Annotated in this window: 11 protein-coding genes and 2 other RNA genes; 6 read left to right on the forward strand and 7 right to left on the reverse strand. The window is 65.2% G+C overall.

The genetic code is table 11. From position 1 onward, the window contains the following. Positions 1-23 precede the first annotated feature (23 nt). Complete coding sequence (locus tag VC212_RS15105; protein WP_323526239.1) at positions 24-629, forward strand: PH domain-containing protein; 606 nt, start codon at positions 24-26, stop codon at positions 627-629. Between the two features lie 380 nt (positions 630-1,009). Here the strand turns inward: VC212_RS15105 and speE are convergent, their stop codons facing one another. Next, entirely contained in the window at positions 1,010-1,867 is an 858-nt protein-coding gene (gene speE, locus VC212_RS15110) for a polyamine aminopropyltransferase (protein WP_115559232.1), read from the reverse strand. Positions 1,868-2,095: 228 nt separating this feature from the next. Between speE and speA the strand changes: the two genes are divergently transcribed. The 5 genes from speA to VC212_RS15135 all read left to right on the forward strand — a co-directional run bounded on the left by speA (position 2,096) and on the right by VC212_RS15135 (position 12,210). After that, on the forward strand, positions 2,096-3,982 hold the full coding sequence (speA, locus tag VC212_RS15115) for an arginine decarboxylase (RefSeq protein ID WP_055847359.1): 1,887 nt from the start codon (positions 2,096-2,098) through the stop codon (positions 3,980-3,982). A 1,102-nt stretch (positions 3,983-5,084) separates the two neighbouring features. Further along, the gene (locus tag VC212_RS15120) at positions 5,085-9,065 is read left to right on the forward strand and encodes an amino acid adenylation domain-containing protein (RefSeq protein WP_323526240.1); all 3,981 of its coding nucleotides are present in this window, start codon (positions 5,085-5,087) and stop codon (positions 9,063-9,065) included. Further along, positions 9,058-10,389: a glycosyltransferase gene (locus VC212_RS15125; protein WP_115563224.1), complete on the forward strand. Its 1,332-nt coding sequence runs from the start codon at positions 9,058-9,060 to the stop codon at positions 10,387-10,389. The genes VC212_RS15120 and VC212_RS15125 overlap by 8 nt, the downstream gene beginning before the upstream one ends. Positions 10,390-10,526: 137 nt before the next feature. Then, positions 10,527-10,602, forward strand: a non-coding RNA gene (locus VC212_RS15130) — sX9 sRNA. A 483-nt stretch (positions 10,603-11,085) separates the two neighbouring features. Next, on the forward strand, positions 11,086-12,210 hold the full coding sequence (locus VC212_RS15135) for an acyltransferase (RefSeq protein WP_323526241.1): 1,125 nt from the start codon (positions 11,086-11,088) through the stop codon (positions 12,208-12,210). A gap of 202 nt (positions 12,211-12,412) precedes the next feature. On the opposite strand, the gene VC212_RS15140 is transcribed toward VC212_RS15135, so the two are convergent. From VC212_RS15140 to radC, 6 genes are all read right to left on the reverse strand, one after another. Next, complete coding sequence (locus VC212_RS15140; RefSeq protein ID WP_311239127.1) at positions 12,413-13,168, reverse strand: SDR family NAD(P)-dependent oxidoreductase; 756 nt, start codon at positions 13,166-13,168, stop codon at positions 12,413-12,415. Between the two features lie 32 nt (positions 13,169-13,200). Further along, positions 13,201-13,274: non-coding RNA, sX9 sRNA (locus VC212_RS15145), on the reverse strand. 61 nt (positions 13,275-13,335) lie between these two features. Continuing rightward, the gene (locus tag VC212_RS15150) at positions 13,336-13,869 is read right to left on the reverse strand and encodes a hypothetical protein (protein WP_323526242.1); all 534 of its coding nucleotides are present in this window, start codon (positions 13,867-13,869) and stop codon (positions 13,336-13,338) included. Positions 13,870-13,874: 5 nt separating this feature from the next. Continuing rightward, on the reverse strand, positions 13,875-14,753 hold the full coding sequence (locus VC212_RS15155) for an SPOR domain-containing protein (RefSeq protein ID WP_055847376.1): 879 nt from the start codon (positions 14,751-14,753) through the stop codon (positions 13,875-13,877). Positions 14,754-14,926: 173 nt separating this feature from the next. Continuing rightward, a complete protein-coding gene (gene argS / locus VC212_RS15160) occupies positions 14,927-16,615 on the reverse strand; it encodes an arginine--tRNA ligase (protein ID WP_115514128.1) in 1,689 nt (562 codons plus the stop codon). A gap of 86 nt (positions 16,616-16,701) precedes the next feature. Then, entirely contained in the window at positions 16,702-17,415 is a 714-nt protein-coding gene (gene radC, locus VC212_RS15165; RefSeq protein WP_193552926.1) for a DNA repair protein RadC, read from the reverse strand. Between the last annotated feature and the right edge of the window lie 15 nt (positions 17,416-17,430).

Here is a 17,430-nt window from a genome sequence, read left to right on the forward strand (position 1 = left end):
TGATCAGCCGGTGGTGAGAGCAGATGAACGCAGTGGCGCAGTTGTTGACAGACGAACAGGACCCGGTGGCCGCCGGCAAGATCCTGCCCAAGGTGACCGAGCTGCTGACCGCAGACGAGCAGGTCGCCTATCTCGGGATCCAGAAAAAGATGGTGATGAATCTGTCGCCCGATGCGGTGGTGCTGACCAACCGTCGATTCATCGTGGTGCGGCCAACCCTGTTTGGCATGACGTTCCAGGATTTCCCCTGGCGCGATGTCCAGGATGTGCACCTGAGCGAGCAAATGCTGGGCGCCACCATCACCTGCCGCACCGTGCAAGGCCGTATCGCTGCGATCGACAGCCTGCCCAAGCGGCAGGCGCGACGCATCTACGCCTACGCCCAGCAGGTGGAAGAGGTGGCCTACGAAAAACGTCAGCAGCTGGAAATCGAAAAACTGCGCGTGGCGGCCGGTGGCGTGGTGGTGCATGCGCCGCCAGCGCACCTGCAAGCGTCCGCTGCAGCGCAACCGCCGACGATGGACGACCCGGTGCAGGTGCTGGGCAAGTTGAAGCAATTGCTGGATGCCGGGCTGGTCACCCAGCAGGAATTTGATGCCAAGAAGGCCGAGGTGTTGGCGCGGCTATGAGCTGCGTGCTCTGCGCGCATGCTTGAGCTGATACGCGAGGCCGCCTGTGTAAGCCTAGAAGCGGCTGATAAGTAGCCGGCATGATGTGGAGACGGGACGGCGCACTCGGAACCGGCCTGGATGCGCGGCAGAGACCGATTGCGCGCGACGAACGCGCCGGCTTGCCGGTGGCGCAGCAGTGTTGTCATCCGCGCTTCGTCGCGCCGCTGTGCTGGCGCAATGCAGTGCGCTCAACCGTCGTTGCAACGGTTGCCTCATCGCAACGATCCTCCCACCAGCACAACCAGGTGTGGCAGCGCCGTCATCGAAGCGATGGCTGCGAATCGTGTAATCAACCACCACCGCAAGCGCAATGCCGCGCTCGCGGTGGTCGGGCTGCCTTACTCGCCCAGCGCCTTGGCCACGAACGGCGGTGACACCAGCACGCCGGTATGCAGATGGGCGGTGTAATACAGCGTGTCGAAGCCCTTGGCCTGCGCATCGGCCTGGCGGAAGGCGAAGTCGGCCTTGGGCTGCTTGCTGGCCATGGTCACGCTCCACCAGCCGGTGGGGTAGCACGGCTGCGGGAACGGCAGGGTCTTGAACGACTGGAAGCCGGCCTTGCCCATTTCGGTGCGCATTTCGTTGATCAGGTCCAGCAGCGCCAGCGGCGATTCGGACTGCTGCACCAGGATGCCGTCGTCCTTCAGCGCCTTGAAGCAGCTGTCGTAGAACGCCTTGTTGAACAGGCCTTCGGCCGGGCCCACCGGGTCGGTGGAATCGACGATCACGATGTCCACGCTGCCGGCCGGGCAATTGGCCATGTAGGCCACGCCGTCGTCGAACAACAGTTCGGCGCGCGCATCGTGGTTGGAGTCGCACAACTCGGGGAAATACTTCTCCGACATGCGTGTGACCTGCTCATCGATATCGCACTGGGTGGCACTTTCCACGCCCGGGTGCTTGAGCACCTCGCGCAGCGTGCCGCAGTCGCCGCCGCCGATGATCACCACGCGCTTGGGTGCGGCGTGGGTGAACAACGCCGGGTGGCTGATCATCTCGTGATAGAAAAAATTGTCGCGGGTGGTGAGCATCACCGCGCCGTCGATGAGCATCAGCTTGCCCCAATCGGTGGTCTGGTAGATCTCGATCTTCTGGAACGGGGACTGCACCTCGTCCAGCTTGCCGCTGATGCGAAAACCAATCGCCGAGCCGGTCGGCTGGAAGTGTTCGATGTACCAGTTGTCGTTGGCGCTCATGCAAAGTCCTAAAAGAAGGGGCTGTCCCTGCTCCCACCGGGAGAAGGTGGCGCAAAGCGCCGGATGAGGGGAGGGCGCAGCCGCGTGCAGCCAAACTGCGCGGTGGCCGACCCCGCAGACCACCCCGCTCCAGCAGGAGAGGGGCGTGAAGTCGGCGCGGATTGTAACGGACCGTCTGCATGTCAGGCGTTACAATTCACGCCCTTTTGCCCCTGCCGAGACAACGAAATGAGCGATTGGTCCCTCGACCAAGCCCGCAAGACCTACTCGATCCCGCACTGGGCCGATGGGTATTTCGATGTGAACGCCGCCGGACACATCGTGGTCACGCCTACCGTCGACGGCCCATCGGTGTCGCTGCCCGAGGTGGTGGACGCGGCGCGCGCGGCTGGCGCCAAGCTGCCGCTGCTGGTGCGCTTCCCCGACATCCTGGGCCAGCGCCTGGGCAAGCTGCAGGCGGCCTTTGCGCAGGCGCAAGCGGAGTGGGACTACGCCGGCGGCTACACGGCTGTGTACCCGATCAAGGTCAACCAGCACCGCGGCGTGGCCGGTACCCTGGCCAGCCATCACGGCGACGGCTTTGGGCTGGAAGCGGGCAGCAAGCCGGAGCTGATGGCGGTGCTGGCGCTGTCGCGTCCGGGCGGGCTGATCGTCTGCAACGGCTACAAGGACCGCGAATACATCCGCCTGGCGCTGATCGGGCGCAAGCTCGGCCTGCAGACCTTCATCGTCATCGAAAAGCCCTCCGAGCTGAAGCTGGTGCTGGAAGAGGCGCGCGCGCTGGACGTCAAGCCGGGCCTCGGCGTGCGCATGCGGCTGGCGTCGCTGGGTGCGGGCAAGTGGCAGAACAGCGGTGGCGACAAGGCCAAGTTCGGGTTGTCGCCGCGTCAGGTGCTGGACCTGTGGAAGACGCTGCGCGACACCGAGTACGCCGATAGCCTGCAGTTGCTGCACTTCCATATGGGCTCGCAGATTTCCAACGTGCGCGACATCGCCAACGGCATGCGCGAGGCCACGCGGTATTTCGTGGAACTGTCGCGGCTGGGTGCCAAGATCAGCCATGTGGATGTCGGCGGCGGTTTGGGCATCGACTATGAAGGTACCCGCTCGCGCAGCTATTGTTCGATCAATTACGGCCTGCATTCGTACGCCAGCAATATCGTGCAGCCGCTGGCCAGCGCCTGCGAAGAACACGGCCTGACCCCGCCGCGCATCGTCACCGAATGCGGCCGCGCAATGACCGCGCACCATGCGGTGCTGATCGCCAACGTGTCCGAAGTGGAGCAGGCCCAGGAAGGCCGCGTGCCGGATGCGCACGACGACGAGCCGGCAGCGATTCGCCATCTGCGCGAGATCCATGACGAGCTCGATGTGCGCCCGGCGGTGGAACTGTTCCAGGAAGCCCAGCACTTCCACGCCGAAGGCTTGAGCGCCTACGCACTGGGCCAGATCGACCTGACCCACCGCGCACGTATCGACGACCTGTTCTATGCCATCGCGCATGGCGTGCGGGCGCGGCTGAGTTTCGATGAAAAGAGCCACCGCCCGGTGCTGGATGAGCTCAACGAGCGTCTGGTGGACAAGTACTTCGTCAACTTCAGCGTGTTCGAATCGATCCCGGACGTGTGGGCGATCGATCAGGTGTTTCCGATCGTGCCGATCGAACGCTTGAACGAGGCGCCGCAGCGGCGCGGCATCATCGCCGACATGACCTGCGATTCGGACGGCATGGTCAAGACCTATGTCGAGAACGAAAGTCTGGACAGCTCGATGCCGTTGCATGCGTTGAATCCGGGCGAGAGCTACCGCATTGGGTTTTTTCTGGTCGGTGCTTACCAGGAAATCCTGGGTGATATCCATAACCTATTCGGTGATACCGATGCGGTGGAAGTGGCCGTGGACGGCGATGGCTATCGCATCGTGCAGCAGCGTCGCGGCGATACCACCGATGTGATGCTGGATTACGTGGGGTATCAGCTGGAGACGCTGCGCGCGACCTATGCCGAACGCATCGCTGCAGCGCAACTGCCGCCCGCGCGCGCACAGGAACTGCACGACGCCCTGGAGGCGGGCCTGACCGGCTATACCTATCTGTCCGACGAACCCTTGGGCTGATGCATAGCGCGCGCTGCGGGCCTGTACCGCAGCGCGCTGATGCTGTTTTCAAACAATCCGCGTCGTGCGCTACAGGCGTGGAAGCCCGCGCAGAGCACGTGGCGGCGGCACTACCCAACAGCGCACTACTGCGACCGGCATCCGCCGCGTCGCACTCGATCCTGACCGCATAGCTGGCCGCCAGGCAGCCGTCCTGGCTGTCTTGATGGCGGCTAGGCGTAAGCCCGTACCAGGCAAGCTCAGCCGCACCATGGGCTGCGATCTGCGCAGCGCCACATCAGCAAAACGCAGCGACGCTGCATGCCGATGACAAGCAGACGACGCTTGCGTGATCGTGCGCCCACCTGCAGCGTTGCTGCAGAAAGCACCGTGTTTCATGCAGTGATTTGCACAATACGCAGGCGCATCAACGCTGGCATGTGCACTGGTCTTATGCGTTGCGATCCTTAGAGGTGGCGCGAACGCCGCATCCCCTCCTTCGTTGCGCTCAAATGATCTGCACGTCATGCGCCGCCGTTGCAGCTAGCGCGTGTTGCCAAATACCCGCTGTTTTACGCAGTGATTTGCACGAAATGCAGACGTATCAACGCTGGTGCGCGCACTGGTCTTATGCGCGGTGCTCGCTGCGAGTAACGCGATAAGCGCAGCGTCTGTTTGCTGCCGGGCGCAGAGCGTTTGCGCATTGGGTGCTGTATTCGCGGTGTTTTCTGCCAATGCGGATCGTTGTCGCATCGCATTTGCCTGCCGCTATGCATGCAGAACACTAGTTGAAATCACACTTCGGTTAAAAATTTTTGCACATCACATGCAATTCGTGATTTTTGCACGGTTCTGCCCGCGAACGAATTGTTAGTGTTCGTTTAACTTGTCGGGATACAAGTTGCTCTAATCAGATATCTGCACGTCGAAGTTTCGATTGTGCCTGTCGCCTCGTTGTGCGTGCCCATTGTGCGTTTCCACCGTGTATTGCCGGCATCTGCCGACAGTCGATGGTGCTTTCTATCTTGCGTTTTATTACTTAGGTGCTGATCCGGCGTCACTGTGACCGCAACGCGGCCAGGGTCCGCCGGGCGACCGCGCGCCACACAAAAGGATGCTTGCAATGCACGCCGATGCCGCCCCGCTGTTTCCCTTGACCAGAGCGCAACGCGGCCTGTGGGTGGCCAGCAAGTTGCATACCGACAACACCTTGATGTTGTCCGAAGCACTGGAGATGTTTGGTCCGTTGGACCCTGGGCTATTGGTCCGCGCCACGTTGCAGCTGGCGCGGGAGTTCGACACGCTGCGGCTGTGCATCGTGGAGCACGATGGCGTGCCGCAGCAGGTGATCCTGCCCGAGTACACCGCGCCGGTTCCTTTCTTCAACGTCAGCGAAGATCCCGCGCCGCGCAATGCCGCCGAGCACTGGGTGGACGAACAAATCCGTCAACCGGAAGACCTGGAGCATGGGCCGTTGTGGCATTGCGCGGTGTTCCGGCTCGGCGAAGATCACCATATGTGGGTGCAGTGCGTCAGCCATCTGGTGATGGACGGCTATTGCGCATCGATCATGATGCAGCGCATGTCGGTGCTATATAACGCGTACGCCGCAGAGCTGGAGCCGGAACCTGCGCAGTACGGCAGCGCGTTGTCGCTGGTCGAGATGGAGCAGCAGTACCGCGCCTCCGACCGCTTCCAGCGCGATCGCGAGTACTGGATGCAGCAGCTGGCCGATCTGCCGCCGCCGGCAACCCTGGCACGCCCCGGCAATCATCTGTCCACCGGGCTGCTGCGCGGCACCGGGCAGTTTTCGCCGCAGCAGGTGGTGCGTCTGCGCGCGATGGGTAAGCACTACGGCGCCAGCTTGCCGCAGATGCTGATCTCGCTGATCGCCGCCTATTACTACCGCTGCACCGGTGCCGAAGATCTGGTGCTGGCGATGCCGGTGACCGGCCGCATCAATGCGCGCTACCGGCAGACCGCCGGGCTGGTAGCCAATGTGATTTCGCTGCGTCTGAAGATGGACCCGCAGCAGCCGATCCATGCGTTGTTTGCACAGGTCGCGTCGGTGGTCAGGCATGCCTTGCGGCATCAGCAATATCGCTTCGAGGATGTACGTCGCGACATCGGCATGTTCGGCATCGACCAGAAGTTCGCACGCCTTGCCGTCAATATCGAAGCCTTCGATTACGCCCTGCGATTTGGCGAGGCGTATGCGATACCGCATAACCTGTGCAACGGCCCGGCCGACGATCTGACCATCTTCTGCTACGAGCGTGGCGACGGCGCGGCCCTGCGCTTCGATCTGGACGCCAATCCGGCGTTGTACGACAGCGACGAGCTGGCCGAACACTGCCGCCGTCTGACCCATCTGGCCGATGCCGTGCTGGCAAACCCGGAATGCGCGCTGGGCGAGGTGGACGTGCTGGGCGATGAAGAGCGCCACCGTTTGCTGCACACCTGGAATCACACCGCCGCGCCGTTGCCGGAAGCTGCCACGTTGTTGCACGGCATGTTGCAGCGTGCCGAGATGATGCCTGCGGCCGTTGTCGTGCAATACGACAACCGCACGCTGGATTACGCCACGCTGTGCGAGCTCGCCTCGCGGATCGCTGCGCAGTGGGTGGCCGATGGGGTGCGGCCCGGCGATGTGGTTGCGGTCGCATTGCCGCGCAGCGAGCATCTGCTGGTGGCCTTGCTGGCCATCATGTGGAGCGGTGCGGCCTATCTGCCGCTGGATCCGGAAAGCCCGGCGGCGCGCAATCGGCAGATGCTCAACGATTCCGGCGCCATTGCGCTGGTCTGCGAGCCGGCATTGTGCGAGCGCTATCTGCTCGGCGGCATGGTGTGGCTGGACCCGCGCCCGGCGCATTTGCCAGCGGCGATCGCCCCGATGGCGACCCCGGATGGGACAGCCTATGTGCTGTACACCTCCGGCTCCACCGGCACGCCCAAGGGCGTGGAGATCAGCCATCGCAACCTGTTCAATTTCCTGCATGCGATGGAACATGAACTGGCGTTGCGTCCGCGCGACCGCGTGCTGGCCGTCACCACCATCACCTTCGATATCTCCGGGCTGGAGCTGTATCTGCCGTTGCTGGTGGGTGCGCGCGTGGTCATCGCACCGGCCGGCATCAGTCACGACCCGCGCGGTCTGTCGCGCCTGATTGCCCACGAGCAGATCAGTCTGGTGCAGGCCACGCCGTCGCTGTGGCGCATCCTGCTGGCCAATCAGGATCTGTCGCTGGACCGCATCCATGCGCTGGTCGGTGGTGAGGCCTTGGTGCCCGAGTTGGCGACGCAATTGCTGAGCCGGGTCGGGCGCCTGACCCAGTTGTACGGACCAACCGAAACCACCATCTGGTCGACCATCATGCCGCTGCAGTTGGCCGATGCCACCGCACCGCCGATCGGCAGGCCGCTGCTCAATACGCGCGTTTACGTGCTGGATGCGCAGCGGCAACCCTTGCCAACCGGTGCGGTCGGTGAGCTCTATATCGGCGGCGCGGGCGTGGCCAAGGGCTATCGCGGCAAGCGCCAACTCACCAGCGAGCGCTTCCTGCGCGACCCGTTTGCCAATGACGGCAGCAGCATGTACCGCACTGGCGACCGCGTGCGTCAGCGCCGTGACGGCTTGCTGGAATTCATCGGCCGCGCAGATGCGCAACTGAAGATCCGCGGTCACCGCGTGGAGCCGGCGGAAATCGAGAATGCGCTGCTGCTGCATGCGCAGGTGGCACAGGTAGCGGTGGTTGCGCACAGCGATGGCGACAACGCCGTACAGCTGCTCGCCTACGTCGTGGGCAAGCATGGCAACACGCCGTCGAGCGAATTGCTGCGCGCCCATTTGCAGCAGCGTTTGCCGGCGGCGATGATTCCGAGCCTGTGGATGCCATTGCCGGCGTTGCCGCTGACAGCCAATGGCAAGCTGGATCGCCGCGCATTGCCTGCACCGGGCGCGCTGCCCAAGCTTGCGCATGTGGCGCCGCGCGACGCACTCGAGCAGCAGCTTGCAGCCCTGTTGCAGGAAGTGCTGGGCATCGAGGTGGTGGGGGTGGACGATAATTTCTTCGAGCTCGGTGGCGACTCGCTGCGTGCGGCGGAAATGGCGGCACGTTTCCCGCAACTGTTCGGCGTTGACTTGCCCTTGGGCGCGCTGTTCCATGCGCCGACGATTGCCGGTTTGTCCGAAGTGATCAAACGCAGCGCGCAGACAACGAACGACCCGCTGAGCGTGCTGTTGCCGCTGCGTGCCGGCAGCGCGGGTGCCACGCCGTTGTTCTGCATCCATCCGGTCATCGGCCTGGGCTGGTCGTATCTCACCTTGCTTGGCCAGCTCGATCCGCAGTGGCCGGTGTACGTATTGCAGTCGCCGAGATTGAGCGACCCGCAGCATCGTTCGGAAAGCATCGAAGCGATCGCCCGCGACTACCTGGCGCGTCTGCGTAGCGTGCAGCCGCATGGCCCGTACCGCTTGATGGGCTGGTCGTTGGGTGGCTTGATCGCGCACGCCATCGCCGCCGAGCTGCACGATCTTGGCGAACAGGTCGAACTGCTGGCGATGCTCGACAGCTATCCGCACCTGGAGCAGGCCGCCGCCTTGCCCGAAGCGGAAAATGTGCGCGCATCGGTGCATGCGCTGGGGCTGACACTGGCGCACGACCAACCGATGCCGACCACGGTGGCGCAGCTGGCCAGCCTGTTGTGCGATCACTACGGACTGAACGATGTGCCGGCGGTGCGTCAATTGCTGGAGCAACGCCCCACGCTGCTGGACGACCTGGGCGCGGTGACCCAGCATCACCTGCATCTGGCACGACGCCACCGTCCCCGCGCATTGAATCAGGATGTGCTGTTTGTCGAAGCAGCCGTGCGGATGAGCTCCGGTGGGGACGATGCGCAGTGGGTGGATTACCGGCCGCAGGCATGGCGCCCCTTTGTGCGCACGCTGCACCTGCACGCCCTGGACAGCGACCACCACTCGATGCTGTCGGCCGCGCACTCGGCAACGCTGTGTGCACTGCTGCACGATGCCAGCGCACAGGCGTCGCATCGCAATACCCGCATCGCCAGTGCCAACGACGGGGTGACCGAATATGCTTGAGTCTCTTGCATCCGCTGCAGCCAACCGCCCGATCGTGATCGCCACCTTGGGCACGCACGGCGATGTGCGCCCGATCATCGCGCTGGGACGCGGTTTGCAGCAGCGCGGTTACACGGTGCGGGTACTGACCAGTAGCAACTTCGAAGCGCTGATTCGTGCCAACGGTCTGGAGTTTTTCCCGCTCAGCGGCGACCACCAGAAATTGCTGCAAGGCAACCCAGATGTCGCAGAAATGCGCGGCGGCTGGCGTGGCATCTGGGGCACCTTGCGCGCGCAGCTGCTGAGCTGGGCGCCCGATTGGGCAGCGCAGGGCAGGGCGGCGTGCGCCGATGCCGGCTTGATCCTGGGCGTCGGCAGCGCAAGTTTTCTGGCGCATAGCCTGGGCCAGGCCTTTGGGCTGCCGGTGTGCTTCGCGCAACTGCAACCGCTCACCGCCTCGCGCCATCTGCCGTTGATGATGATGCCCAATGTGCGTCTGCCCGGGCGGGTGAATGTAGCCCTGCACCACGCGGTGCGGTTTGCCGGCTGGCAATTCATGCGCCCGGCGCTCAACGACATCGTGCGTCCGGCGTTGGGGCTGCCGGCGTATCCGTGGCGTGGTCCGGACCGCACCGCGATACGTGTGATCTACGGCTACAGCGCGCAGCTGTGCCCACGTCCGCCGGACTGGCCGCAACGCGCGCAGATCTGCGGATTCTGGCAACTGCCGCAGCCGCAGTGGCAACCGCCGGCCGCGTTGCAGGCGTTTCTGCAGGCCGGGCCGCCGCCGCTGTATATCGGCTTCGGTAGCATGCCCAGCAGCGATGCGATGCAGCTCACCGCTACGGTCAAGGCTGCCGTGCGCCTGACCGGTCAACGCGCATTGCTGGCCAGTGGCTGGGGCGGGCTGGCGGCGACCGACACTGCGGCTGCGGATGACGCCGAGCGCTTCTTCCATCTGGAACAGGCGCCGCACGATTGGTTGTTTCCTCGCGTGACGGCGGCCGTGCATCACGGCGGCGCAGGCACCACCGGCGCGGCGCTGACGGCGGGGATTCCGTCGGTGGTGTTGCCGTTCGGCTACGACCAACCGTTCTGGGCGTATTGCATGGCCGGACGTGGCGTAGCGCCGCCAGCGCTGGCGCGTGTCGGCTTGCAGCCGGAGACGCTGGCCGAGGCGCTGCGCCAGGCCAGCACGCCGACCATGCGCGCCGCGGCACGCGCGCTGGGCCAGCGCATTCGCGACGAAGACGGCGTGCGCAATGCGGTCGATCAACTGGAAGCCTGGGGGCTGTTGAACGCGGCAGCGCCGGTGACACGGATTGCGCAGGCGGCGATGGCCTGAGGCCGAGAGTGCTGCATCGGCGTCAAGCCGTGCATCGTGCTCGCCGACAGGGGAGCACGATGCGCCAGCAGGATAAGCGCGGCGAACAAACCAATTGGGTTCGCAGTCAGGCGGGCACGGCGAGTCCTCGTTGCGGCATGTGCCACTCGTACACGCTGGTTTTGAGCGGGCCGTGCACATCGCCTGACGATTGCTCGCTATGTGTCGTTAGCCGCTCCACATCGCCGGCGTGATGCAATTGGGTGGTAGGCAGTGCGTTGAACGCAAGGCTGCCATCGGCCCGTGTCGGCCGCAGCGGCCAACCACATCGCTGCCGCATGGCGATGCGCCTTTCGCCAAGCCGCGCAAGTGCAGCAACACGCATGGCGATGCGCCTCTCGCCAAGCCGTGCAAGTGCAGCGACACGCCGTGACGTCAGCGCAACGTTGCCAACCGCACCGATCGCGCTACCACGCGGTTGTGTCTGTGTCCGTTGGTCGCAGCGATCGCCTGCCGCTGAGTGCAGTGTCTGTCACCTGGCTGCCGCGATGCCTTGCATGCCCATGCTTGCCTCCGGTGCGTGAGGCAGCATCTATTGTGTTGTCACCTTCGGTCTTGCCTACCCGCAGCGCCGCAGGCCACGCACACCTTGCGCAACCTACGCATGGGTGTGTGTCATGCGGCACAATCGGTCCTCCCTGATTGCCGATCGCCCACATGCGCTATCCCGCCCTGGACCTGTTGCGTGGTATCGCCATCGTCTGGGTGATGCTGTTCCACGCATTTGTGGTCGGTGGGCTGGGGCCGGACTGGGCGTGGCTGTCGCGCTATGGCTGGATGGGGGTGGACCTGTTCTTCGTGCTCAGCGGGTTCCTGATCGGTAGCCAGGTGCTGACACCCTTGGCGCGCGGGCAGCGCCTGGACTTCAAGGATTTTTATCTGCGGCGCGCGTTGCGCATCCTGCCGGCGTTTGCGGTGGTGTTGCTGGTGTACATCGCGTGGCCCGGCGTGCGCGAAGCGCCCGGGCTGGCGCCATGGTGGATGTTCGCCACCTTCACCTTGAATCTATTGGTCGATTACGGCCAGCAGGCGGCGTTTTCGCATGCCTGGTCGTTGTGCGTGGAAGAGCATTTCTATCTGGTGTTTCCGCTGCTGGCCACGCTGTTGTTGCGGCGTCCGTCGGCTGGGCGGTTCATCGCGTTATGCGTGGCCGTGGTGGTGGCCGGCATCGCGTTGCGTACCAGCGTGTGGCTGCACAACACGGCGCTGGATCAGGTGGGCGGCGGGCAGCAGCGCAATTGGTTTGTCGAAGATATCTATTACCCCACCTGGAACCGTCTCGATGGCCTGCTGGCCGGCGTGGTGCTCGCGGTGATCAAGGTATTTCGTCCGCAGGTCTGGCAACGTCTGCAGCAGCGCGGCAACACGTGGTTGCTTGCCGGCGTTGCGGTCATGGCGCTGGCACTGTGGTTGTTCCGCGAGCGCACCGGCCTGATCGGCAATGCGCTGGGCTGGCCGGTGCTCTCGTTCGGGCTGGCATTGCTGGTGCTGGCAGGCACTGCCAATAGCGCGTTTGGCCGGTTGCGGGTGCCCGGTGCGGCATGGCTGGCGGCGATTTCCTACAGCCTGTATCTGACCCACAAGGCGATGTTCCATGTGACCCAGACCTGGTTCGGCGCGGAATTGGAGGGCCGTGGCGTGCTGGCATTTGCGGTGTATGGCGCAGTAGCGCTGCTGGCGGGCGCGTTGCTGCACTACAGCGTGGAGCGCCCCTTCCTGCGGCTGCGTGGCGTGCTGCTGCGCAGTCGTGCGGGACCGCGCGGCATGGCCGAGTCGGCGTAGCGCAGCTTGCGGAATCGTTGAACAGCATCGTTGAACAGACAAGCCGCGCAGTGCGCGGCTGTCGAGGATCGCTTGCGTGTCTGCAGTAGATCGGCAGCGCGCTATGGGTGATCGCTCACCACGCGCTGGATCCTTCGCTGCCACACTGCGGATGTGGCAGCGCATCTTCACTGCGCGTCCTCTCAGGCGCAGCGTCGCTTCCTCACTGCGCGTCGCGCGCCACCTGAAATCCTGCGAACGATTGCGTCACCGGCATGATTTCCAGCCGGTTGATATTCAAGTGCGCCGGCAAGCTGGCGACGTAGAAGATCTGCTCGGCGATGTCCTCGGCCGTCATCGGGGTGGCGCCGCGGTACAGCGTGTCCGAGGCGGCCTGGTTGCCGCCGGTGCGCACCAGGGTGAACTCGGTTTCGGCCATGCCCGGTTCGATCGAGGTCACGCGTACGCCGGTGCCGTGCAGGTCCGCGCGTAAGCCCAACGAAAACTGCTGCACAAACGCCTTGGTGCCGCCGTAGACGTTGCCGCCGGTGTACGGGTAGGTCGCCGCGACCGAGGCGATGTTGATGATGGCGCCACGACGCGCGATCAGCGCCGGCAGCAGACGGTGAGTGAGGGTGACCAGCGCGGTGACATTGGTGTCGATCATCTGCTGCCACTGCGCAAGATCCGCCTGCTGCGCGGGCGCGGTGCCCAGTGCCAGGCCGGCGTTGTTGACCAGCACATCGATATCGGCGAATGCGGCCGGCAGCGCGTCGATGGCGGACGACAAGGCCTGCGCATCGCGCATGTCGAACGCGGCGGTGTGCACCTGGCCGGCAGGCAGTTCGGCCGCCAGTGCGTCCAGGCGGTCGGCACGCCGGCCGGTGGCGATGACCTTCCAGCCGGCGGCGGCAAAGCGGCGCACCGCGGCGCTGCCGAATCCGGAGGTGGCACCAGTGATCAGGACGGTCTTGGACATGGGAACTCCAGGGGATGGGGGATGCTTAAAGCGGCTAGAAGATAGCGAGCACTGGTCAGGTGGATGTGGGCGGCGCGCTCGGAACCAAAGTGTACGAGTGGTCCATGCCACACCGGGAACCTGCCGCGCCCGCCTGGCGGTGAGCGCAGTGGTTGTGTCAGCCGCGCTTAGGGCACAGGAACCGGGCGTGCGGCTGCGGCCTGACGTGCGTGCAGCATGTCTGCGGTGAGCGGTTCGCGGGCGACCATATGCCCTCGGCGCAGCCGCAGCGACACATAGCTGGCGGGCGCGTCGGACGTGGCGTTCTCCGCAGCCGGCAGCGCGGCGATCAGCTCGCCATCCACCCACACCGCCGATACCGGCGCGCGCTGGCCGGGAAACAGCACCGACAGCGGCAGCTCCGGCGGCGCCTCGGCGCAAGCACCGAGCACCACGCGATCGAGCACCAGCTGCTCTGCGTCCACGCGCCAGAACGCCTGATAGCCACGCCAGTTGGCGCTGCAGCCGCCCAGCGAACTGCCCGCCTGTGCGACGAAGCGCTTCCAGGTAGTGGGGTCGTCCAGCTGCCCGGACAGGGGCTCTGCCAGCAGCAGTGCCTGCTGGCCATCGATCTGGATGTGGTCGGGAATCTGCTCGGTGGCCTGCGCCGTGCCGATCAGTGCAAGCAGTCCGAACAACGCGCTGGCGATGCGGCGCGTCACTGCGGTTACTGCGCCTTGATCGCGATAGCAGGCAATCCGCTGCCAGTGAGCTTCTGCTTGGCTTCGGCCAGTTCGCTTGCGGTACCGTACGGCCCCATGCGCACACGGTAGACCGTCTTGCCGCTGATGTCGGCCGATTCCACACGCGCGGCCAAGCCCATCATCGCCAGCTTGGCCTTGGTCGACTCGGCATCGCCGGAAGCACCGAACGAGCCGGCTTGCAGGATGTAACGGGTGTTGTCGGTGGCGGCCGGGGCTATCGGCGTTGTTGCCGTCGCGGCCGCAGGCTTCGGTGCCGCAGCGGCCGGCGTGGTGAGCGCCGCGGTGCTGGCCGGTGCCGGCGTTGCCGCCGGACGTGTCTGGGCGGCTTCCGGCAACGGCTTGGGCGCGCTGGCGGTCGTTTCTTTCAAGGGCATCGGCACGCTGGCTGCGGGTACGGCCGACGCGACGCTGGCTGCTGCACCCGGCGCCGGCGCGATGGGCTTGCCTTCCAGCGCAGCACGCGCACGTGCGGCTTCTTCGGCGCGCGCACTGGCAGCCAGCTCGGCGTCGGACATCTGAACTTCCTTGCCGGGCAGCAAAGTGTAGAAGTCGTACTGGGTCTGCGCATCGCCCGGCTTGGGCTGCGGCTTGGGCGCTTGCGTGCTGGGCTTGGGCAACTCGGCCGGCGTATCGGTGTCTGCATCGGCCACCGGTTCGGGCTGTGCATCCGGATTGGCGCGGGGACCCACACGCAGGAAGCCGTCGCCGTCCTTCTTGAACAGGTTGGGTGCGGCCAGGAAGATCACTGCCGCAATCGCGGCGCCCGCCACCAACCACACCCAACCGGGGGTGCCATTGCTGGTGTTGCGTCGTGCCTGGCTTTTACCGCGTCGTGCTGCCATCTACCACTTCTCCGAATCGTGTCGTTGCGGGCGGTGCGCCCGGCTTGGTGCGGCGATCGCTGCCGCTGCGTCTGCCGCGTGCGGTGCAACGGATGCGCGGGCGATGGTGGATACCGCTGCTCACTGCGCAGGCAGGCGTGCGCCTCACGCCTGCCTGGCGACTTTCCAGTGGCTTACATCTTTTCCGGGGCGCTGACACCGAGCAATTCCAGGCCGTTGGCAAGCACCTGCTGGGTCGCGACGGCGAGGGTGAGTTTTGCGTCGCGCTCTGCGGCATCGTCCACCAGCAGTTTGGTGTTGTGATACCACGTGTGGAAGGCATGCGCCAATTCACGCAGGTACTGCGCGATCTGGTACGGCTCCAGTGCCTGGCCGGCGATTTCCACCACTTCCGGATAGCGCGACAGCTCCAGCATCACGTTGAGCGAATGCTCGTCGTCCAGCCGAGCGAGCTGTGCAAACCCATTGGCCTGCTCGTACTTGAAGCCTTTCTCCTGCGCCTGGCGCAGCACGCTGCACACCCGTGCGTGCGCGTATTGCACATAGAACACCGGGTTGTCGTTGCTCTGCGCGCGCGCCAGATCGATATCGAAGGTGAGCTGCGAATCGGGCTTGCGCGCGATCAGAAACCAACGCACCGCATCGGCACTGGTTTCTTCGATCAGGTCGCGCAGAGTGACGTAGCTGCCGGCACGCTTGGAGAGCTTCACTTCTTCGCCGCCGCGCATCACCGTGACCATCTGGTGCAGCACGTATTCCGGCCAGCCCTGCGGGATGCCCAGCTCCATCGCCTGCAGGCCGGCGCGCACGCGCGTCAGCGAGCCGTGGTGGTCGGCGCCCAGCTCGGTGATCGCGCGCTCATAGCCGCGCTGCCACTTGGTCAGGTGATAAGCCACGTCCGGCACGAAGTACGTATAGGTGCCATCGGACTTGCGCATCACGCGGTCCTTGTCGTCGCCGAAGTCGGTGGACTTCAACCACAGCGCGCCGCCTTCCTCGTAGGTATGGCCGGAGGCGATCAGCTTCCGCACCGCTTCTTCGACCTTGCCGTCCTTGTACAGCGAGCTTTCCAGGAAATAGATATCGAAATCGACGCGGAACGCGGCCAGGTCGTGGTTCTGCTCGTTGCGCAGATAGGCCACTGCAAAGCGACGGATCGATTCAAGATCGGCCGGGTCCTTGGTGCCGCTGACCAGATGACCTTCCAGGTCGACGCTGTCGCCGGCCAGATAGGCTGCTGCGACATCGGCGATGTAGTCGCCGCGGTAGCCGTTTTCCGGCCAGCCGGCGCTGTCGGGGGTGAGTCCCTGCGCGCGCGCCTGCACCGACAGCGCCAGATTCTCGATCTGCACGCCGGCATCGTTGTAGTAAAACTCGCGCTTGACGTTCCAGCCATTGGCATCGAGTACGCGCGCCAGGCTGTCGCCGATCGCCGCGGCGCGGCCATGACCGACGTGCAGCGGGCCGGTCGGATTGGCCGAGACGTATTCCACGCCCACCGAGCGGCCGTTGCCGGCCAGCCCGCGACCGTAGTCGTGGCCCTGCTTGATCACATGCGCCACTTCACGCTGATACGCGGTGGGCGCGAGATGGAAATTGATGAAGCCGGGGCCGGCGATCTCGACCTTGGCGACGTCGTCGCTGGCCGGCAACGCGGCTACCAGCGCCTGCGCCAGGGCGCGCGGGTTGCTGCGCGCGGCCTTGGCCAGCAGCATCGCGGCATTGGTGGCGAAGTCGCCGTGCTCGCGTGTCTTGGGCCGCTCGACCACAAAATCCGGCGGCAGGGTGTCGGCGGGCAAGGTGCCGTTGGCGCGCAAGGCTTCGATGCCTTGGCCGATCAGTGCGCGGAGTAGGGCTTTCACGTGGGATCTGCTTGGAACCAAACCAGCGATTTTACCCGACCGCGCGGCACACGGTCCGGCCGATGGTTCAGGTCGGCGCGGCGGTCTCATTCCAGCCAGCCGCGCTCGGCTAGCGAGACCGGGCGGCCATCGCCGATCACGAAGTGGTCGAGCAGGCGGATGTCCACCAGCTCCAGGCCCTGCAGCAGGCGCTGGGTGACCGCGCGATCGGCCTCGGACGGCTCCGGATTGCCGGACGGATGGTTGTGCCCGACGATCACCGCCGCAGCGTTGTGCAGCAGCGCCCGCCGTACCACTTCGCGCGGATGGATGTCTGCGCCGTCGATGGTGCCGGTGAACAGCTCCTCGAAGGCGATCGCGCGATGGCGGTTGTCCAGAAACAGCACCGCGAACACTTCGTAGGCCCGCGCGCGCAGCCGCTGCGAGAAATAGCGGCCCACGCTGGGTGGGTCGCTCAGGGCCTCGCCACGCTCCAGTTCGCTCATCAGGTGGCGATGCGCCAGTTCCATCGCGGCGCTGAGCTTGCACGCCGAGGCCGGGCCTAGCCCGGGCAGGCGCGCCAGGGCCTTGGCCGGGCGATCCAGCAACAGGCGCAGCGGGCCGTGGCGGTGCAGCAGATCGCGCGCGGTCTGGACCGCATCCTGGCCGCGCAGCCCGGAGCCGACAAAGATCGCCAGCAGCTCCGCATCGGAGAGGGCAGGAGCCCCGCGCGCCAGAAGTTTCTCGCGCGGGCGTTCGTTGGTGGGCCAGTCGTGGATGTGCATATGGCGAGATTGCCGGTGCTCATCGCCGACGCCCATCAGGCCAAGCGGGGG

The organism is Xanthomonas sp. WHRI 8932A (assembly GCF_035012785.1).
GTDB lineage: Bacteria > Pseudomonadota > Gammaproteobacteria > Xanthomonadales > Xanthomonadaceae > Xanthomonas.

Bases quoted from the DNA above. Each gene is read 5' to 3' on its own strand.
- VC212_RS15105 (WP_323526239.1), top strand. From the start codon at position 24: ATGAACGCAGTGGCGCAGTTGTTGACAGACGAACAGGACCCGGTGGCC.
- speE (WP_115559232.1), bottom strand. From the start codon at position 1,867: ATGAGCGCCAACGACAACTGGTACATCGAACACTTCCAGCCGACCGGC.
- speA (WP_055847359.1), top strand. From the start codon at position 2,096: ATGAGCGATTGGTCCCTCGACCAAGCCCGCAAGACCTACTCGATCCCG.
- VC212_RS15120 (WP_323526240.1), top strand. From the start codon at position 5,085: ATGCACGCCGATGCCGCCCCGCTGTTTCCCTTGACCAGAGCGCAACGC.
- VC212_RS15125 (WP_115563224.1), top strand. From the start codon at position 9,058: ATGCTTGAGTCTCTTGCATCCGCTGCAGCCAACCGCCCGATCGTGATC.
- VC212_RS15135 (WP_323526241.1), top strand. From the start codon at position 11,086: ATGCGCTATCCCGCCCTGGACCTGTTGCGTGGTATCGCCATCGTCTGG.
- VC212_RS15140 (WP_311239127.1), bottom strand. From the start codon at position 13,168: ATGTCCAAGACCGTCCTGATCACTGGTGCCACCTCCGGATTCGGCAGC.
- VC212_RS15155 (WP_055847376.1), bottom strand. From the start codon at position 14,753: ATGGCAGCACGACGCGGTAAAAGCCAGGCACGACGCAACACCAGCAAT.
- radC (WP_193552926.1), bottom strand. From the start codon at position 17,415: ATGGGCGTCGGCGATGAGCACCGGCAATCTCGCCATATGCACATCCAC.